Origin of the sequence: Clostridium sp. AF27-5AA (genome assembly GCF_003478415.1) — a bacterium.
In the GTDB taxonomy this organism is placed as follows: Bacteria; Bacillota; Clostridia; order Lachnospirales; family Lachnospiraceae; genus Otoolea; species Otoolea fessa.
In genome coordinates this window covers 1-19795 of sequence record NZ_QUFH01000009.1, presented here as the reverse complement: position 1 = coordinate 19795, position 19795 = coordinate 1, and the positions used below count along the sequence as shown (strand labels likewise).

Below are 19795 nucleotides of genomic sequence, written 5' to 3'. Positions count from 1 at the left end.
AGGCTTAGAAAGCCGGAAAGGAAGGTTCAAATGAAAAAGAAGTACGCAGCACTCATGATGGCAGCAGCAATCATGGCAGTGCCGGGCACACTGGCAATGGCAGCGAGCCCGAACACAAATGTGACAGTCAGTCACGGAGGAAGCAGTTCAGGTTCTGCCTCTTCCAAGAGCGCAGGTCTCAATGTAAATGCGGGAACCATTACCAACAAGACATCTACGGGTATCAAGAATAGTGGTCAGAATGGTTCCAACGGTATTACTGTTTCGCAGGGAAATACTGCAAATGGCAGTTCGGTTGGGTTCGCATCCGATCAGCAGATCAAAGACGGCAATAGCTGGGCTGTTGCAGAAAAAGTGTTTGAGATCAATGCAGGTATTCCGCTGTATCGTGTAACGGGTGATCCGGCACTGGTTGGATATTCTCCGCTTATGCCGGCACAGCAGCTCATGACAACCGATGCAAATGGCGTTGTAGTGAGTGATCCGGTCACGGTAAATATTGCAGTAGCAGCTCTGGGCGATGTTCAGAATGTAGAAATCTACTACTACAGTGAAACCGATCATAAGTGGGAATTAGCTCCGGTCAACGGGATTGATCATGCAACAAACTCTGTTAATGTAACAATTCCGGGCAATGCAGTCTTTACATTGGTTCATAAGAACTAATTGATAAGACCGCGGAAGCCGGCAGGTACCTGGTAAGAGAGGTACCTGCCGGTACCTTGAGAGGCTGATTTACAAAGTCGATTGCAATAGGCATTGACGGGGGGAGCGGTAGATATGTACAGAAGAAATTCAGGCGGATGGATGAAGCATATCGATTTCATCATCCTGGATGTGATTTCTCTGCAGGCGGCATTAATACTTGCCTATGCGTGCAGTGGATATGGATGTGATATATATACACCGATTTTGTATCGGAATATGGCGATTTTCTTAGGACTGATGGATCTGATTTTGCTGGTTTGCAGGGAGACAATGCGGGGAGTCATAAGAAGAGACCAGTTTGTGGAATTTATAGTAGCTGTCAAGCAGGCCGTTTTTATAGAAGGCAGTGCTCTTTTATATCTGTTCCTTCTGCAGGAAGGGCAGAGGTATTCCAGGCTGGCACTGATGCTGACGGCTGTCTTCTATATCGGAACCGCGTATAGTGTGCGTGAATGCTGGAAATGGCATCTGCAGCGGAAAAAAACAGTCGATGGAAACAAGCGCGTTCTGCTGATTGTGACAAATGAGGACATAGCTGGACGGACGGTCAAAACGATCAAGGAAAACAATTATGCACAATACATGATTGCGGGGGTCTGCCTGATCGGAGGTCACGAATCGCATGTAGGAGAGAAAATCGAAGAAATCCCTGTGATAGTGGAGGAGGAAGAACTTCCCCATTATGTCTGCCAGGGATGGATTGATGAGGTTATTGTTGTAACCTCAGAGATGGTGCCATATCCGGATAAGCTGCTGAACCAGCTGACAGAAACCGGCGTAACGGTGCATCTGAACCTGGCAAAAGTGACAAGTGTGCCGGGAAAGAGACAGTTTGTGGAGAAAATAGGACCGTATACCGTGCTGACAACGAGCATCAATTATGCGTCGTCTTTCCAGCTTTTTCTCAAACGGATGATGGATGTCATAGGCGGACTGATCGGCTGTGCATTGACGGCGGTACTCTTTTTATTTCTTGCACCTGCGATTTATCTGTCATCACCGGGACCGATCTTTTTTACCCAGGAAAGAGTCGGAAAAAACGGAAAACGGTTCAAAATGTACAAATTCAGAAGTATGTACATGGACGCCGAAACACGCCGTGATGAGCTGATGAAAGAAAATAAGCTGGGCGATGGAAAGATGTTCAAGCTTGATTTTGACCCGCGCGTGATCGGAAATCAAATCATGCCGGATGGAAGCCATAAGACCGGAATCGGTGAATTTATCCGCCGGACAAGTCTGGATGAATTTCCTCAGTTTTTCAATGTGCTGAAAGGAGATATGTCGCTTGTAGGCACCCGCCCGCCGCTGATTTCAGAGACCAACCTCTATGAATTGCACCATAAAGCCAGACTGGCGATCAAGCCGGGTATTACCGGTATGTGGCAGGTCAGCGGACGAAGTGAAATCACGGACTTCGAAGAAGTTGTCCGCCTCGACCGGGAGTATATCACTAATTGGAATATCGGAATGGATATAAAGATTCTGATGAAGACGGTGATGGTGGTTTTGAGGAAAGATGGGGCGGTGTAAGGGAATACAAGTTATCCATAAGTGGAAGGCTTTGATTGAGAGCAGAGAAAAGCCTGATTTCATGCGGGTTTGCGCGGCTTGACCTTTTCACCTCAACTTGTTTCTGCCTGTCATGGTGCGTTACGGCCAGCGTGCTTTCAGGGGTTAATGGCTTCTGGCTGCGCTCTATACTTAACCCACCACAGCGAAAGCTGATAGAGCAGAAAACAGAATAAGGAGGTACGAGGACAAGCCTGCGTATAGATTGTTGTTGCAATCTGTATACAGGCTTGTTGTTGTGCTGTGAAGTAAGTTGAGGGGGTAAAAGTATACGATTGGCAAGAAATACGTGTACATAGATAAAAACACCTTTTGAGGTAATTAGGTCCAAAGAAGACCGGAGGAGTAAATATTATGAAGAATTTCAAAATCGCTGTTGCTGGCACTGGGGATGGAGATATAATAGGGTCAACCAAGAAAAACCACGATAAATAAAGGGTTTTGGCGGCTCGACTCGTTCGACAAAAGTGTTTATTTGCTGACAGGCTGCGGAGAAGCTGAAATCCAGAGGTTATAGGTGGGAGGTTTTGGTGCAGCTCTGTTTTGACCCACAAAATGAGCAGCAAGTAAAAAAATAAGGAGAACGAATCGAGCCTACGGTGGATTGCCATTGAGCAATCCGCCGTGGGCTTGTTTGCTGTTTTATCAAATAAAAAATTGGTGAGGGAGAACAGAACTATGAGAAATTATAAAATCGCTGTGGTCGGCACGGGATACGTAGGGCTTTCGCTGGGAGTGCTTCTGAGCCAGTATCATCAGGTGGTTGCAGTCGATATTGTGCAGGCTAAGGTCGATATGATCAACAACAAGAAATCTCCGATTCAGGATGATTATATTGAAAAATACTTGGCAGAAAAGGACTTGAATTTGACCGCAACGCTGGATGCAAAGGCAGCATATAGCGATGCGGATTTTGTTGTGATTGCGGCACCTACTAATGTCTACTCAACAAACCGTATTGACGTAGCATTGCCAAAAAGAACCTGTTTTGCACACTAATTGAGCTGCTGAAATTGGCTATATTTTACAACTATATGAGCTATAAATGCTAGATACTTATGCAAAATGTTGAACTTTTGGCCCGTGCGGCACAAAATTGGAACATCTTTTTCAGAAGAATCATAGAAATGGCGGAAAACAGGAGAAAACAACAAAAATCCATGAGTTTATCATTAACGTCTGAAACTGCTGTTGAGTACACTATCTGACCCGCTAATGACACCTACATCATAACGGTTTGTTGAGTCATGAAAAATAGAGAAAAACAGATGATTTCTACTTCATAAAACAGCTGTTGAGTAGAGCGTGGATGGTGATGATAAATACATGTTTTGTGCGGTGAGAGTGAATGATTTGTTCATAACGAACAATGAATGGTGAGAATTGGACTGGATGATATATACAGTTTTAACAAAACTCATGCGCCGACAGGGTTCGATTTAACAATCCAACACTTAGAAAAAACGTCATTGCAGGGTATACGGGGTTCGACTGTATAAATCAACACTTCGGTTATAGAGGAATAGAGACGAGTGTACTCAATAAACCGGAGAAAAGTAGAAATATGATTGTTGCGCCGAAAGGGTATGACAGTAAGGAAAAACACTTAGGCGAAAACAGCACCATAAAACACGCTGATATCATCCTGAATTTGGATGTGTAAATAGATTAAAAAAGAAATGAAAACGAGATGACGGAAAAATGAGGGGAGATAATGATGCAAAATTTAAAATATACAGTTTTAATGTCGGTATACTATAAAGAAAAACCGGAATATCTATCATTGAGTATTGAAAGCATGCTGAATCAAACTGTTAAGCCAGATGAATTTATTATCGTAAAAGATGGTCCTCTCACGACTGAACTCGATGAAGTGATAAATAATTTTGTGACGGCGTATCCTAAAATGTTCAATATTATAGTCAATGAAACTAATCTTGGGTTGGGACCAGCACTTGCAAAAGGAATAGAAAATTCTAAAAATGAGCTTATTGCCAGAATGGATTCGGATGATTATGTGGTCAGTACAAGATGCGAAAAGCAGTTGGAGAAGTTTAGAGAAGATCCAAAATTGGGAATGGTTGGATCTTATGAGGCAGAATTTGTAGATACTGTAGATAATGTTATATCAATTCATAGAGTGCCATCTGAGAATGATGAAATTGAACGATTCATGCACCGTAGATGTTCGGTATTGCATCCAACAGTTATGTATAAAAAAAGTGCGGTATTAAAAAGCGGCAATTATCAGTCGGTCTTGTTGTATGAAGATTATGATCTGTTTGCAAGAATGGTGCTAGAGTATCACATTAAAAGTTATAATATTCCGGAACCTCTGTATTATATACGAACTAGTGAAGATTTTTTTAAACGCCGTGGTGGCATTAAATATGCAAAAACTGTTTTGAAGTTTAAATGGGGACAGTATAGGAAAGGATATATGTCGTCGATGGACTTTTGTATTAGTGGGCTGGGACAAGCATTTGTTTGTGTGCTCCCGAATTCATTGAGAAAAAGCTTTTACATGAAATTTTTAAGAAAGTAATATAGGGATAAAAATAATTATGACAGAACCGATAAGAGTTTTACAGGTTGTAGCATCATTAAATGCTGGAGGAATGGAAAACTATATAATGAATTTGTACCGAATGGTTGATAAATCAAAGGTGCAGTTTGATTTTGTAGTTCATCATGCAGCTGTTGGTCTTTATGAGGATGAAATACATGAACTGGGTGGAAAAATTTACCATTTTACAGTATTGGATGATAAAAATGTCGTTAAGTATATTTCTGAATTGAACAGGTTCTTTGATGAGCATAAAGAGTATCAAATCATTCATGGTCATCTAAGTAGTCTTGCTGTTTTTTATCTTGGAGTAGCAAAGAAATATAATGTACCATGGAGAATAGCTCATAGCCATGGAGCTGGCTTTTTGCATACCTTGAAAGGGACGGCAAAATATTTGTTATTCAGAACAACAAAATGGAATGCTAATGTTCGTCTGGCGTGCTCAACGGAAGCAGGTAAGTATCTTTATGGAAAAGACACTTTTGAGTTTGTACCAAATGGAATAGATGTGGACAGATTCACGTTCGATGAAAACAAGCGCATTGAAATGCGGAAAATGCTTGGTATCCGTGACGAGTATGTTATTGGTCATGTTGGAAGATTTAATTTACAGAAAAATCATGAGTATCTTTTGCGGATTTTTAAAGAAGTTCAGCAAAAGACACCGAATATCAAGTTATTACTTCTGGGAGAAGGAGAGCTGTTTTCAAAGATTCAAAATTTAGCAGAGGATTTGGAAATCAAGGATAAAATTATCTTTGCCGGGGTTCATAAAGATGTAGAGAATTATTATCAGGCAATGGATGCTTTTGTTTTACCATCTTTGTTTGAGGGACTTCCTGTAACAGGAATAGAAGCGCAGTATTCAGGACTTCCTTGTTTCTTTTCAGATGAGGTGACGAGGGAAGTTAAGATATGCTCTGACACAAAATTTTTGAAAATCGGCAATGAAAATCTTGGCTTATGGGTAGATGCTATCAGCCAACAAAGAATAAACAAGGAACGAAATAGAATTGAACTAATTACGAAAAAGTTTGATATAAGAACTGCTGCAAAATCAATGGAAAAAAGATATATAGATTTGTGGAAACAAAGTAATAGTTGAAAGGATTATTGATATATGAGTAAAAAGGTTGGGATAATAACACAACATCGAGTGGTTAATTACGGGTCGGTTTTGCAGACCTATGCATTACAAGAAAAAATCAAAGATATGGGCTATGAATGTGAAGTCATTGATTATTATCCAGAACGTTTTACTCCGCTCGGGATGCTAAAAAGAATAAAGAACAAGGGAGAAAAATTCCAAAAGAGTTTTTTGATTAGAAATGCTGCAAGAGCAATAATTATTCCATCTTACATTATACGATTTCGGATGTTTTTTAAGTTTCTCAATGATTATATTGATATGACACCTAAAACATATAAAAGTGAGAAAGAATTAGAAAGCGAAAATTTTGATTATGATGTTTATTGTACAGGAAGCGATCAGGTCTGGAATTATGGATGGAATGAAAGAATTGAATATCCGTATTATCTGGCATTTGCTCCTGAGTCAGCCAGAAAAATATCATATGCTGCAAGTTTTGGAAAAAGTAAATTAGAATCAGATGAAGTAAATGAAACGAGGCGTCTTTTAAAAAGATATGATAGTATCTCTTTGAGAGAACTATCAGGAGTAGAGATTGTTGATAAATTGGGAATCGAGAATAGTACAAATGTTTTAGATCCCACATTGTTATTAAGTGGAGAAGATTGGAGAAAAATTTCTTCCAGAAAGTTCACGAAGGACAGGTATATTCTAATTTACAATTTGAACAGAAATCCAAGAATTGATGCGTATGCAAAAGAACTTTCGATTAAAACAGGTTTGGAAGTTAGGTATTTAAGTTATCAATTACATGAGTTTTACAAGAATGGAAAAATGTTCTGTAATCCACCGGTTGAAGATTTCCTTGCCTTAATTGATGGGGCAGACTATGTTATAACAGATTCGTTCCATGCGACAGCATTTTCTTTGAATTTCAACAAAGAATTTGTAATTGTATATCCGGGAAAATACAGTACAAGATTGCAAAGCATCTTAGAGATTTTAGGATTAACAAATCGAGTTGCAAAAAATGAAAGAGATTTGAGCATTGTTGAATCAAAAATTGATTACAACCGTGTAAATGAGATACTTGCGGCAGAAAGAAAACGTTCTTTGCTATGGCTTAGCAATGCTTTGAGTGGTGTGAAAAATGAAGACAGTATGTGAATTGAATATGTGTAATGGCTGTATGGCTTGTGTGGAAAAGTGCCATAGAAATGCAATTACAATCAAAGATGATTTGAAGTATTATAATGCTCTGATTGATACTAAAAAATGCGTTGACTGTGGACTTTGCACGAAAGTGTGTCCACGAGAAAATGATAATGACATGAGTAAGCCGAAATGGTGGTATCAAGGATGGGCAGATTCTGAAATAAGAGAACATGCTTCATCTGGGGGTGCTGCATCTGCAATTATTCGCGCATTTATAAAAAACGGTGGATATGTAGCATCTTGCTTGTTTGACAGCGGAAAATTTGTATTTGAAGTAACAAATGAGATGGCAGTTGCAAGAAAATTTGCAGGATCAAAATATGTTAAGAGTAATCCGGAAAAAATTTACGGAAAAATTCAATCACTATTGAAAGCAAATCAGAAAGTTCTTTTCATTGGATTGCCCTGTCAAGTAGCAGCGGTGAATCAATTTATTAAAGATAAGACCAATTTAGTTACCGCTGATTTGATATGTCATGGAACTCCATCACCTTATTTACTTAAAAAGTGCCTTCAAGAATATGGACATGATATAAATACCCTTACAGATATCAATTTTCGAATAAAAAGTTTATATGAGTTGAATAGAGACGGGAAACCTATTGCAGCGTTTCATACTATGGATAATTACCTTATCGCATTCCTTCACTCATATGATTATACAGAAAATTGCTATTCGTGTAAGTTTGCTACTTTAGACAGAGTATCTGATATAACGCTGGGAGATTCTTGGGGAACCGAACTAAGTGGAGAAGTGAAAAATGGTGTGTCACTAATTCTTTGTCAGAGTGAAAAAGGTAAAGAGCTGATTGAGAGTGCTGGATTAAACCTTTTAGATGTCGACATCAATAACGCGATTTCACATAATGAACAGTTAAATAAACCTTCAAAATGCAGTAAATCGCGTGATCAATTCTTTGAAAACTATAACAGGTACAATAACTTTGGAAAAGCCTTGGTGAAAACAGCACCAGGAATTGTGGCGAAAGAAAAAGTAAAATCTATCGTTAAGTATATTGTTCGTGGGGGGGGGACACAGGCCTTCATGATTACAGTAAAAGACGGTAAGATGTAATTGCGAGTCGGCAACGGTAACGGAGGAAAACATATGAGCAAAAAGAAACTTTTAATATACTATCCAGAAAGTATGCTTAAACCAGTAGGAGGTCCGGCAGGGTATCTATTTAATTTGAGACAGGGCTTAGATACATTGAACAAGGAGGAACTTCCGATAGATGTTTCTTTTTATGAAGCGGCACCTAAAAGTTTAAGGGATACTGTCAAAAATAAAGACAAAATACCAAAACGTTTGCGAGAATTTAGAAGAGCAGTTGATGACATTTTTTATGAAAAAAAGGCGTATCCATTGGACGAGAAATTACATCAATATGATATGATTCATTTCCATTCAATTGATGCAATGTATTTATGTAGAAAAACTTTGGAAAATTATAAGGGAACTGTAATTCTAACATCGCATTCTCCGTGCGCAAAGTTTAAGGAAAAACTAGCGTGGCTGAATCCGTTTGATTATAAGATGTTGAAAAAATGGGTTGACAGAATTGAAGAAATGGATGCCTATTCTTTTAAGCGCGCAGATTATATTATTTTTCCATGTAAGGAAGCGGAGGAACCATATTATCATACATGGGAAGGTTATGAACAACTTCGAGAAGAAAAAAAGTATCGTTATATGCCAACTGGAATAGTTGGATGTAAAGCAAAAGTAAATAGAGAAGATTTCAGAAAGAAATACGGAATTCCAGACAACGCTTTTGTGATTTCTTATGCCGGAAGGCACAATGAAATAAAAGGATACGCTGACTTAAAAAAACTTGGAGAAAAGCTCCTTGCGGATAAGAATGTATATTTTCTAATAGCTGGAAAAGAAGAACCGATGACGGGATTGAAAAACGATCACTGGATTGAGGTGGGATGGACAAATGATCCACATTCACTTATTGCGGCTTCAGATGTTTTTGTATTGCCAAATCATGAAACATACTTTGATTTGATATTATTAGAGGTTCTTTCACTTGGAGTACCCGTTGTAATGAGTCGCACAGGCGGGAATAAGTATTTTGAACAGTTCAAACAACCGGGATTAAAATTTTATGATACGTTGGAAGAAGCACAAGATAGGATATTGGATATTAAAAAAATGCCAGTAGATGAATTGTGCGAGGCCAAAGCTGGAATAATTGAAATGTTTAATAATGAATTCACTGTTGAAAAATTTGCAAAAAATTATATTAATATTATTTCAGAAATTGCAGCAAGCATTAGATGAAATATAGGAGAATTTTGATGAGCAGCGTATTCTCAAAGGTAAGAAGAAAAATTGAATACATCCATAATAAAAAAGCAACTTATGATTACGCTCCTCAGCAGGGAGGGTGGGAAAAATATGGCTCGCCAGTGTTTGGCGATGAAACGACGGCCTCCGTGTTTGATCCATTTGTAGTGATGATAGAAGATAGATACCGCCTTTTTGTCTCGGAACGAAAAAATAGCGGAATAATATGTACTGATTCTACGGATGGTACAGAATGGGAAAAATGGAAAGTTGCTTTAGAAGCAGGGCATAAGGGAAGTTGGGAAGAACGGGTTAATCGCGCTTCTGTTTGTGAAATAGATGGGAAATGGTTGATGTGGTACACTGGACAAAGTAGAAATAATAGTGCAATAGGCATCGCCACAAGTGATGATGGTATTCGATTTACAAGAATGCAACAAAAACCAATTCTTGTTCCGAGTGAGCCATACGAAAAAGGTTCGGTTATGAATCCGTGTGTTCTCTGGGACAAAGATGAAAAAATGTTTAAAATGTGGTATGCAGCTGGTGAGCAATTTGAACCAGATGTTCTTTGCTATGCGGAAAGTAAAGACGGCGTTAACTGGGAAAGGTATGCAAATAACCCTATACTTGAAAAGTCGAATGAAAAGTATGATCAATGCAAGGTAGGCGGATGCGATATTTTGAAGGAAAATGATAGATACTATATGTTCTACATTGGATATCAAAATGTGGATACAGCTAGAGTTTGTATGGCAGAGTCAAATGACGGAATACATAATTGGGTTAGAAGTACGGATAACCCTGTTATTTCACCAGAAAAAAATTCCTGGGATGCAGATGCAGTTTACAAGCCTACGGTTGCTTTAAATAAACAAAAAAACAAACTGCTGATGTGGTATAACGGTAGAAAACAAAATTGTGAGCGAATTGGTTTGGCAGAATATCGCATCAAATAGAAGATATGGGGAGGGTTAACCGATGATAGTAAGTATAATTATTCCAGTTTTTAATACAAAATATGAAGATTTATTAAAATGTTTGGATAGTATCCTTGCTCAAACTTTCCCCAATTTTGAAGTGGTTATTATTGATGATGGAAGTGAAGATTATTACGGTAATAGACTAGATGAGTTGGTTCAGTTAGATTCTCGTATAAGTGTGTTTCACAAGAAAAATGAAGGGGTCTCAGTAGCTCGTAATTTTGGAGTGAATAAAGCAATAGGACAGTATATCTTATTCGTTGATGGTGATGATATATTAACTCCGTGGTTACTAGAAAGCGCGATCCAAGCTGTTGAGGATTATGATTGTGATGTTATAGTTGGAATGATAAATACAACAGATAAAAGGCCAAGTATTTTTCCAAGTAGAGAAAAGAACGTAAAATTTGAACTGTTGGATGATCATAAGAAAAAAGAATTGGAGTGTCATATTTTTTCAAAAAGCTGTGAGAGGTGGAGACCTGATCAGGATGGATGGGAATTTAATGGAGAAGGATGTTGGGCGCATTTCATGAAGAAGGAGATTGCACTGGAAAATCAATTTATCCCAGGAGTTGCAGTTGGCGAAGATACTATTTGGGCATTAACCATGTTAAATAGTTCTAAGGATTACCGAATGGGAATGCTTTATGAAAAATGGTATTATTATATTCAAAATGATTATAGTGTGTTGAATAAATATAATCCTAAAATCGTGGGACAATTAACTCTTCCAGTGGATATTCTGGAAAAAAAGTATGGCGCTTCAACAGGCATTGTGCATGCCGCATATACAGATTGGTTACTTATGAAGCTAAAACATATATGTTTTAGAGCATATTTAGCAAAGGAAAATACTGACCCATTCAATAAGAAAGTGTCTGAATTTTCAAAAGTTTTACATACTGCTCCATGGATCGATGTTTTAAACAGACGTAATACTCAACCGTTCAAAAAGAGACTGAAGTTTTTTTTGTATGATAAGAATATTGCGTTATACTTCTACTCTTGCTTGAAATTGGTGAAAAGAAAAAAATACGATATAGAGGACGGGAGTAGAAATGAAAGTAAAAATTAATCACACATTATTTATAACGCTAAGTTTAATTACGCTGCTGATTGCAGGAAATTATTGGGGGATTGCTCAGTTCGTTTTGCCTTATAAAGCGAGACTATATATTTTGGTTCTTTCTGGAGCGATACCGTTATTATTACCGCTGTATTATAAGAAAAGAAGTATTATTATACCTTGGATGCTTTGTTTTTTCTTTGTGCTTTTTAGAAATCAAGAATTTTTGAGTGGAGGCTACTACAATTCAATAAGATTAATAGGCGCTTACTTATTCATATTTGCCAGCGTTAAAAGTTGTGATTGGATAAAAAAGGCACCCCAAATAATAACAGCCGTAGGAATAGCAAATGTTATTGCAACTCTTTTGTTTTTTGTGAATAATGGATTGTATCAGCTTTTTATTAATACAACTTACAAACAATATCAAGATGGAACACAAGACGGATTGTATGGGTATCGAGCGGCTCTTGCAGATCATTACTCTCAAAATGGAACATATATTACAATAGTTTTATTGACTGTATGGGCTGTATTTTTGACCTTAAATGGTCACGAAAAGAAGCGAAAATATATAATGATAGCTGGTATTGCTACAGTTATCGCACTTCTTCTTACATCTAAAAGAGCACATTTGCTTTTCGGCGTAGCAACTTTAATAGTCGTTTATTATGTTGTTAATCCTGAAAAAAGGTTGTTAAAATCCTTCAAGCTCATGATGGCAGCGGTGGCTGCTTTGATAGGATTGAATTTTCTTATGGATTATGTTCCGGATATTGCAAGAGTATTTGAACGATTTCAAACAGCCGGATCTGATAATGCAAGTTTATTGCGGATTCTTATGTGGGATAGGGCGCGCACTATTTTTAATCAAAATCCAATATTGGGAATCGGATGGTATGGATTTCGATATAAATCCGGCTTGAGTGCGCTAACGGGTGCCACTGCTGGGTGTCATAATATATACCTTGAATTATTATGCGAAACAGGACTTTTTGGTTTCTGTGTGTTTATTATGGCAATGGCATCAAGTATAGTAATAACATGGAAAAATATTAATTATCTTAGTCATCAAGAACGTGATGTCGAATTAACAAGTATAAAATTAGCCTTATCGGTTTCGTTTGCAATTCAATTTTTTGTGTTGTTATATGGAATGACAGGAAATCCTATATATGATTCGACTTTTTGTTTCTATGCAGTCGCAGTGGCAATTAACATCTCTTTTACATCAAATATGCGAGGTAGAATATGAAATATGATTATTTAGTAGTAGGCTCCGGCCTTTACGGAGCAATATTTGCACATGAAGCAAGGGTACATGGCAAATCTGTATTAGTTGTTGATAAACGCCCCAATATTGCGGGCAATATTTACACCGAGAACATTGAGGGCATTAACGTCCATAAGTACGGCGCACATATCTTCCATACCAACAACAAAAAGGTCTGGAATTATATCACCCAATTTGCCGAGTTCAACCGCTTTACGAACTCGCCTGTAGCCAACTACAAGGGCGAGCTTTACTCGCTGCCGTTCAACATGTATACCTTTAATAAGATGTGGGGCGTGGTTACGCCAGAGGAGGCTGCCGCCAAAATTGAGGAGCAGCGCAAGGAAATCACCGGCGAGCCGAAAAACCTAGAAGAACAGGCAATCTCTCTCGTGGGCCGTGACATCTATGAGAAGCTCATCAAGGGCTACACCGAGAAGCAGTGGGGCCGCGACTGCAAAGATCTGCCCGCCTTCATCATCAAGCGTCTGCCCGTGCGCCTGACCTTTGACAACAACTATTTCAATGCCTTGTATCAGGGCATCCCAATCGGCGGCTACACCAAGATGATTGCCAACCTGCTGGACGGCATCGAGGTGCGCCTGAATACGGACTATCTGGAGCACAAGTCCGAGCTGGATGCGCTGGCTGACAAGGTGGTCTACACCGGTCCCATTGACGCCTACTTTGATTATAAGCTGGGCACGCTGGAGTATCGCTCTGTCCGCTTTGAGAATGAGCTGCTTGACAAGCCCAGCTTCCAGGGCAATGCCGCAGTCAACTACACCGACCGCGAGACGCCGTGGACCCGCATCATTGAGCACAAGTGGTTTGAGTTTGGTAAGGACGAGAACGGCAATGATCTGCCCAAAACTATTATCAGCCGTGAGTATAGCAGTGAGTGGAAGCCGGGTGATGAGCCGTATTATCCGGTCAATGATGCCAAGAATAGCTTGCTGTATTCTGAGTACAAGAAGTTGGCAGAGACAGAGAGCAAAGTGATTTTTGGTGGCCGCTTGGGTGAGTACAAGTATTACGATATGGATCAGGTTATTGTTGCTGTACTAGAGAAATGTGAGAAAGAATTCGTGGGAGAAAATGTATGAGCAGAATTGGTATATTAACTTTTCATTCTGCAAATAATTTTGGTGCATTGCTACAGGCTGTATCGTTACAAAAGACAATTATAGAACATGGTGGTACAGAATGTGAACTTATAAATTATGAGCCAGAGTTTATTTATAAGGATTATTCAATTAGCCCATTCAAAAGTAAGCATCCGAAAGTTATTATTAAAAGCATACTGAGAATTCCGGATAAGATCAAGCGAAATTCAAAGTTTCAGTCATTCAGAGAAGAAAATACAATTTGTTCAGGACAATGCCAAAGTGAAGATTCTTTTGAGAAGACTTGCAACTCCTTTGAAAAAATTATTGTAGGTTCGGATCAGGTATGGAATTACAATCTTACTGAGCATGATATGCACTACTTTCTGCCGGAGATCGATGACTCAGTAGAAAAAATAGCTTATGCAGCAAGTACAGGCGGTGCTGATTTTTCAACAGATGAATCGAATGAAATGATTCAGTGTCTTCAAAGGTTTAAGAATATCTCGGTAAGAGAAAGTGCATCCAAAGAGGCTCTTAATCAAAGATTAAAAGAAAAAAACATTGAAATTGTATTAGATCCGGTTTTCCTCACAACCAAAAGCAATTGGTTGCGTTTGGCGGCAAAGCCAGTAAAAAAAGATTACATTCTTTTTTTCAAAATGGGATATAGTAAGACCGCTGAACCGGCGCTGGAGTTTGCTAAAAAATTAAGCGAAGAAACAGGCTATGAACTTCTTATGTTGTGGGATCAGGAAACGTGGTTTAAATATCGTGATGTTAAGCACATTGGAGCTGCAGGCCCAGCAGAATTTTTGCAGTGGATTGCAGGTGCAAAATGTGTAGTAACAAATTCGTTTCATGCTACAGCTTTTTCTATTATCTTGAACACACCTTTTTATGTGGAAACAGAGATTGAAAGAAAAGATAGGGTTCTTAATATTCTCAATATTTTCAAGTTAGAGAAATGTGGACTTGTAAAAGGAAAATCTGCAAATGGATTGAACATACCAAAAATTGAATGGAATGTAGTGAATTTACTACTGGATAACGAACGTCACAGGTCACTGGATTACATTGATAGGATATTAAAATAAGCAGTTCTGCCTTGGTATTTTATAGCCACATATCAAGGCAGAACTTGTTATAGGAGATACTAATGAGTCGTAAAACAGAATTAGCAAAAAATACGGCCATACTGACAGTGGGAAAGTTATGTACGCAGTGTATTAGCTTTTTCCTACTGCCTTTATATACGGCAATTTTATCAACGGAAGAGTATGGTACATTTGATTTATTAGTCACATATTCAGCTTTATTATTGCCTTTGGTAAACTGGCAACTAGATCAAGGACTATTTAGGTTTATGTTAGATTACCGTGGGAACAAAGAAGAAGAAAGCAAACTTTTGTCAACATTGTTGTTTTCTAGTATGATGCAATCTGTTGTCTATTTTGGTATGTATCTAATAATTACTCCCAAATTACATATCGAAAATGCATACTTCCTTTTGCTCTATGTGATTTTACAGGTATTTACAGCACTGTTCTTGCAGTTTGTAAGGGGATTAGGAGAAAGTGTCAAATATACGGTAGCATCCTTTATCTCGGCAACAACAACGACAATATTAAATGTTATTGCTTTGGTTATTTTGAAAATGGGACTCCAAGGATTGTTTGTTTCCACGTTATCTGCACAGATTGTTACATTAATTTATTTGATATTTGCATCAAAATGCTGGGAATATATTTCTCCAAAAAATATTCACCTGAGTATATTTAAAAGTGTTGGAACGTACTCCATTCCGCTAATTCCAAATAATTTGGCTTGGTGGGTTGTAAATGCTTCAGATCGAACAATTATTGCACATTTTCTTACAACAGCAGCAAATGGAATTTACTCTGTTGCAAACAAATTTCCAAATGTATTTATAAGTTTTTATAATATCTTAAATTTATCTTGGACAGAAACAGTTTCATTGCACTATGGTGATGAAGATAGGGATGAATTTTTGACAGAAACAATGACATCATTGTTCAAGTTATTTGCAGCAGCTTGTTTTGGTATTGTTGCCTGTATGCCTTTTGTTTTTCCCATAATGGTTAATCTAAAATACAGCGCTGCATATAATCAGATTTTGATTTTAATGTATGCGATGCTTTTCCGTGTATTGGTTGGATTATATAGTTGTGTCTATGTGGCACAAAAAAACGCAAAAAAGATTGCGTACACATCAATCTCAGCGGCTATTATTAACATCGCAGTCGATTTGATTTTAATTAACAAGATACAAGTGTTTGCAGCATCCCTTTCAACGCTGATTGCCTTTCTTTCAATGTTTATTGTTCGTTATATTGACGTAAATAAAACTGTACACATGAAAATTAGAAAGCCTATTATTATTGGCAGTGTCCTTATTGGTGGGATGCTCATAGGAACATACTATTGCGGAAATAGGATGATCCAGTTTGCAGCACTTTGTATTACTGCAGTTTATGCAATTTTAACTAATGTGGACATGCTGAAATCGGGTGTAAATCTGGTGAAGAGCCGTCTTGGAAAATAAGACTTGAAATAGTGTGAGTTGGGGAGGACAATCTTGAGAGCAGAGCAGATAATATTGACATTCTGAAAGCAATTTGTGCCTTTCTGATTGTTTGTATTCATGCACCGTTTCCGGGAGTAATTGGAGAATATTTTACAGCATTGACTAGAATTGCTGTAAGTTCATTGTGCCAATTGTGGTTTACATTACAACATTGATTTTTTTGATGATAGTTGACAAGATAAAAATGGCGGCAGTAATAGACCGCTGAAAGAAGGTGGCAATTTGATAACAGAAGTGAAAACGAAAGTTTATGCTGGAAGATTGAAAGATAGGGCTTCTCTGTTACGCAGTTCATCTGGTGGAGCTTTTGTGGCTCTTTCGGATTGTTTTCTGGATAACGGTGATGCCGTGGTTTGCGCTGTGTACAATTATGAAGATCACGCCACTGAGTTTCAACTAATCGAAAACAGAGAAGAACGTGACAAGGCTATTGGCTCTAAATATATGCAGAGCAAGCCAGGAAAAATCTATAAGACCGCAGAGGACTGGCTGATTAATCATCCGGAAAAACGATTGCTTTTTGTCGGCATGGGATGTCAGGCCGATGGTTTTCGCAAGTTTGCGGAAATGAAGGGATTCCGTGAACAAGTATGGATAGTTGATATTATCTGTCATGGATCGCCGAGTCCAAGGCTCTGGAAAGAATATGCTGAGTCTGCTGAGAAAAAGTATGGGAAGATTACATATTTGACATTTAAGGATAAGCGGAATGGTTGGAAAGCTCCGACGGCATATGTAACAGCTGGCGGTCAGGAGCATCTGATAAAGGATTATGTTAAAGTATTTTATAACCAATGTGCATTACGTCCGTCCTGCTATGAATGTCCGTATGCGACAACTGAACGAAAGACGGATATGACAATCGGAGATTTCTGGCATATTGAGGAAACAATTCCGGACTTCTATGATGAAAAAGGCAACTCAATCTTCCTGATCCACACAGACCGAGGAGAGCAGCTCTTTGAGACAGTCAAAGTGAAGTTGGAGTATAGACTAAGCGATACAAAACAATGCTGGCAGGCGAACTTGGAAGCTCCTACTAAAAGATCGGAGCAGAGAGATGAATTTTGGAATGATTATCAAAGGAAAGGAGTGGATTTCGTTATGAAAAAATATGGAACAACTCCCTTAAAAACGAAAATCAAAAACAAGATTGTTAAACTAATATCAATCGGGGGGGGGCAAACCCTAAATCCTGATTTGATTTATTATGCTGACTACTCCGAAAGGAGGGCGGCATAATGAATTGGTCGCAGCCTAAGGTATATGCTGTAAAGCATAAAGACGAAGAAATCAGGGCAGCTTCACGTTCTGGTGGTATTTTCACGGCATTGTCAGACTTGGTTTTGGATGATGGTGGTACTGTTTATGGATGCGTTTTAACTGATGATTTTCATGCTGTTCATGTGAGAACTGATAGCAGAGATGGACGAAATCAAATGCGTGGTTCAAAGTATATCCAAAGTAAAATGGGAGATACATATAAGAAAGTACAGGAAGATTTGAATGCAAAAAGAGAGGTGCTATTCTCTGGAACTTCTTGTCAAGTCGCTGGATTAAAGTATTTTCTTGGTAAAGATTATGACAACCTTATATGCATAGATATTGTCTGTCATGGAGTTCCGAGTCCTGTTGTTTGGGATAAGTACCTTAGATGGCAGGAACATAAGAATCATGGAAAAGTTGTTAAGGTTGACTTTAGAAATAAGAAGGATTTCGGATGGAAAGATCATGTTGAAACCATTTGGTTTGATAATGGAAAAAATGTAAGTAGCCCGATTTTTAAGAATCTCTTCTATGGTCACATGGTTCTTAGACCGAGTTGTTATGAATGTCCATATAAGTCCATCATGCATCCAGGAGATATTACGATAGCAGATTATTGGGGAATCGAAAAGGCTGCTCCGGAATTCGATGATAATAAAGGAGTGTCATTGGTCCTAGTTAATAATGAAAAGGCTGATAGCATCTTTGAAAATGTGAAGATTGAATTGAAGTGGAAGAGCACAAGAATTGAAGATAGTATGCAACCACCTTTGAAAGCCCCATTTCCAAAACCAGATGGAAGAGAACAGTTTTGGAACGATGTGAATGATAAATCTTTTTCGTATATTGCCAGAGCATATGGGGACAGTGGAACTGCAAATTATATAAAGAAGGTTCTGAGAAGAGCAAAACGAAAAATACAGCACTTAATAAGTAAAACTTGAGGAGAGGAGTATTTATGAGTGGAAAAGCATTAAACAAGCAGGAAATGGATAGTATCGATCTGGCTAAATTTGTTTTCGCTTTTGCGGTTATTCATATTCATGCGGGGGGGGGGTACGGTCGTACATCCGATTTTAGCAAGTATTGTTAATTCTTTTGATAGCTTAGCGGTTCCGTTTTTTTTTATAGTGGCAGGTTATTTCTTTTTTAATAGAATTGAAAAACTAGAAAACGAAGCTCAGAAAAAAGAATATGCGATAAGTTATCTGTTGAAAACATTGAAAATATATTTTGTCTGGTCAGTTGTGCTTTTACCGAGCAGGTTGATACTGAGTAAAAGTAGTATGCTTGGCGTACTTTTGAAGTGGTTCAGAACCGTATTTTTTATCGGTGATGCGCAGCTATGGTATTTGAACGCATTACTGATTGGATTGATTCTGATTTTGATATTGAAGAAATCGAAAATTAACGATACTTGGATTATGTTGATAGGAGTTGTATTCTTTATTGCTGGTATCTTTGTTCAAAAACAGTTGGATGTGGCATCTGTCAATGGATATGCAGGATTTTGGAAATTGTATTATATGATTTGGGGAAAGACAATAAAAAATGGTGTGTTTATGGGGATGTTTTATTGTATGCTTGGGACGCTAATCCAGAAAATCCCTCAAACAAAAACAGTATTCATTTGCACAATCTCAGCTTTTACACTTTATGTTGTGGGAGTGTACTTTCAGTACGAATGGAGAAAACTGTTGCTACCTGTTGTGTCGGTGCTTGTAGTTGAGTCAGTTATTATGCTACCTTTGCATATTGGATCTTTGGGAAAATGGTTCCGATCTATGAGCACGTTACTGTTTCTGTGCCATTATATTTTTGTCAGAGCGTTTGAATGTTTTCCAACATTAGCAGTTTGTTTCCCAGAAGGAATACATAAATTTATGTTTGTTGGTGTGTCTGCATTTTTATTGTCTGCATTGCTCGTCTGGGCTGGAAATAAAAATAAAAGAATTAGGTGGTTATGGCAATAGTGAAATGAATAGGAAGACTAACTATTAAAAGTCAAGCCTTAAAATGATATTTTTTGAATAAAATACA

Annotated in this window: 16 protein-coding genes and 1 pseudogene; all 17 read left to right on the top strand. The window is 38.1% G+C overall.

The genetic code is table 11. The annotated features are described in order from the left end of the window. Positions 1-30: 30 nt before the first annotated feature. The 17 genes and pseudogenes from DWY89_RS09860 (at position 31) to DWY89_RS09780 (ending at position 19728) form a co-directional block, all read left to right on the top strand. Entirely contained in the window at positions 31-666 is a 636-nt protein-coding gene (locus DWY89_RS09860) for a hypothetical protein (protein ID WP_118524645.1), read from the top strand. 114 nt (positions 667-780) lie between these two features. Next, positions 781-2241, top strand: coding sequence for a sugar transferase (locus tag DWY89_RS09855; RefSeq protein WP_118524644.1), 1461 nt, complete (start codon positions 781-783; stop codon positions 2239-2241). Positions 2242-2958: 717 nt separating this feature from the next. Then, positions 2959-3311 (top strand): annotated as a pseudogene (locus DWY89_RS09850) (UDP-glucose 6-dehydrogenase); the annotation flags it as partial. Positions 3312-3994: 683 nt separating this feature from the next. Continuing rightward, the gene (locus DWY89_RS09845; RefSeq protein ID WP_117674298.1) at positions 3995-4825 is read left to right on the top strand and encodes a glycosyltransferase; all 831 of its coding nucleotides are present in this window, start codon (positions 3995-3997) and stop codon (positions 4823-4825) included. Positions 4826-4844: 19 nt separating this feature from the next. Further along, complete coding sequence (locus DWY89_RS09840; protein ID WP_117674299.1) at positions 4845-5954, top strand: glycosyltransferase; 1110 nt, start codon at positions 4845-4847, stop codon at positions 5952-5954. Between the two features lie 15 nt (positions 5955-5969). Next, a complete protein-coding gene (locus DWY89_RS09835; protein WP_117674300.1) occupies positions 5970-7106 on the top strand; it encodes a polysaccharide pyruvyl transferase family protein in 1137 nt (378 codons plus the stop codon). Next, entirely contained in the window at positions 7090-8229 is a 1140-nt protein-coding gene (locus tag DWY89_RS09830; protein ID WP_118524643.1) for a Coenzyme F420 hydrogenase/dehydrogenase, beta subunit C-terminal domain, read from the top strand. The genes DWY89_RS09835 and DWY89_RS09830 overlap by 17 nt, the downstream gene beginning before the upstream one ends. A gap of 33 nt (positions 8230-8262) precedes the next feature. Beyond that, complete coding sequence (locus tag DWY89_RS09825) at positions 8263-9444, top strand: glycosyltransferase family 4 protein (protein WP_117674302.1); 1182 nt, start codon at positions 8263-8265, stop codon at positions 9442-9444. 17 nt (positions 9445-9461) lie between these two features. Beyond that, complete coding sequence (locus tag DWY89_RS09820; protein ID WP_181977640.1) at positions 9462-10409, top strand: family 43 glycosylhydrolase; 948 nt, start codon at positions 9462-9464, stop codon at positions 10407-10409. A gap of 22 nt (positions 10410-10431) precedes the next feature. Beyond that, positions 10432-11511: a glycosyltransferase family 2 protein gene (locus DWY89_RS09815; protein WP_117674304.1), complete on the top strand. Its 1080-nt coding sequence runs from the start codon at positions 10432-10434 to the stop codon at positions 11509-11511. Beyond that, positions 11495-12757, top strand: coding sequence for an O-antigen ligase family protein (locus tag DWY89_RS09810; RefSeq protein WP_117674305.1), 1263 nt, complete (start codon positions 11495-11497; stop codon positions 12755-12757). Before DWY89_RS09815 ends, DWY89_RS09810 begins: the two co-directional genes overlap by 17 nt. Further along, complete coding sequence (gene glf / locus DWY89_RS09805; protein WP_117674306.1) at positions 12754-13881, top strand: UDP-galactopyranose mutase; 1128 nt, start codon at positions 12754-12756, stop codon at positions 13879-13881. The genes DWY89_RS09810 and glf overlap by 4 nt, the downstream gene beginning before the upstream one ends. Next, positions 13878-14978 carry a polysaccharide pyruvyl transferase family protein gene (locus DWY89_RS09800; RefSeq protein ID WP_117674307.1) on the top strand — a complete coding sequence of 367 codons (1101 nt, stop codon included), beginning with the start codon at positions 13878-13880 and terminating at the stop codon, positions 14976-14978. Before glf ends, DWY89_RS09800 begins: the two co-directional genes overlap by 4 nt. Before the next feature lie 62 nt (positions 14979-15040). Then, positions 15041-16447, top strand: coding sequence for an oligosaccharide flippase family protein (locus DWY89_RS09795; protein WP_117674308.1), 1407 nt, complete (start codon positions 15041-15043; stop codon positions 16445-16447). A gap of 264 nt (positions 16448-16711) precedes the next feature. Beyond that, positions 16712-17731, top strand: coding sequence for a Coenzyme F420 hydrogenase/dehydrogenase, beta subunit C-terminal domain (locus DWY89_RS09790; protein WP_118524642.1), 1020 nt, complete (start codon positions 16712-16714; stop codon positions 17729-17731). After that, positions 17731-18699: a Coenzyme F420 hydrogenase/dehydrogenase, beta subunit C-terminal domain gene (locus tag DWY89_RS09785; RefSeq protein WP_118524641.1), complete on the top strand. Its 969-nt coding sequence runs from the start codon at positions 17731-17733 to the stop codon at positions 18697-18699. The genes DWY89_RS09790 and DWY89_RS09785 overlap by 1 nt, the downstream gene beginning before the upstream one ends. Before the next feature lie 99 nt (positions 18700-18798). Next, entirely contained in the window at positions 18799-19728 is a 930-nt protein-coding gene (locus DWY89_RS09780) for an acyltransferase family protein (RefSeq protein ID WP_147353334.1), read from the top strand. Positions 19729-19795: the final 67 nt, after the last annotated feature.

Bases quoted from the DNA above. Each gene is read 5' to 3' on its own strand.
- DWY89_RS09845 (WP_117674298.1), top strand. From the start codon at position 3,995: ATGATGCAAAATTTAAAATATACAGTTTTAATGTCGGTATACTATAAA.
- DWY89_RS09840 (WP_117674299.1), top strand. From the start codon at position 4,845: ATGACAGAACCGATAAGAGTTTTACAGGTTGTAGCATCATTAAATGCT.
- DWY89_RS09855 (WP_118524644.1), top strand. From the start codon at position 781: ATGTACAGAAGAAATTCAGGCGGATGGATGAAGCATATCGATTTCATC.
- DWY89_RS09800 (WP_117674307.1), top strand. From the start codon at position 13,878: ATGAGCAGAATTGGTATATTAACTTTTCATTCTGCAAATAATTTTGGT.
- DWY89_RS09810 (WP_117674305.1), top strand. From the start codon at position 11,495: ATGAAAGTAAAAATTAATCACACATTATTTATAACGCTAAGTTTAATT.
- DWY89_RS09815 (WP_117674304.1), top strand. From the start codon at position 10,432: ATGATAGTAAGTATAATTATTCCAGTTTTTAATACAAAATATGAAGAT.
- glf (WP_117674306.1), top strand. From the start codon at position 12,754: ATGAAATATGATTATTTAGTAGTAGGCTCCGGCCTTTACGGAGCAATA.
- DWY89_RS09780 (WP_147353334.1), top strand. From the start codon at position 18,799: ATGCGGGGGGGGGGTACGGTCGTACATCCGATTTTAGCAAGTATTGTT.
- DWY89_RS09785 (WP_118524641.1), top strand. From the start codon at position 17,731: ATGAATTGGTCGCAGCCTAAGGTATATGCTGTAAAGCATAAAGACGAA.
- DWY89_RS09795 (WP_117674308.1), top strand. From the start codon at position 15,041: ATGAGTCGTAAAACAGAATTAGCAAAAAATACGGCCATACTGACAGTG.
- DWY89_RS09835 (WP_117674300.1), top strand. From the start codon at position 5,970: ATGAGTAAAAAGGTTGGGATAATAACACAACATCGAGTGGTTAATTAC.
- DWY89_RS09820 (WP_181977640.1), top strand. From the start codon at position 9,462: ATGAGCAGCGTATTCTCAAAGGTAAGAAGAAAAATTGAATACATCCAT.
- DWY89_RS09825 (WP_117674302.1), top strand. From the start codon at position 8,263: ATGAGCAAAAAGAAACTTTTAATATACTATCCAGAAAGTATGCTTAAA.
- DWY89_RS09830 (WP_118524643.1), top strand. From the start codon at position 7,090: ATGAAGACAGTATGTGAATTGAATATGTGTAATGGCTGTATGGCTTGT.
- DWY89_RS09860 (WP_118524645.1), top strand. From the start codon at position 31: ATGAAAAAGAAGTACGCAGCACTCATGATGGCAGCAGCAATCATGGCA.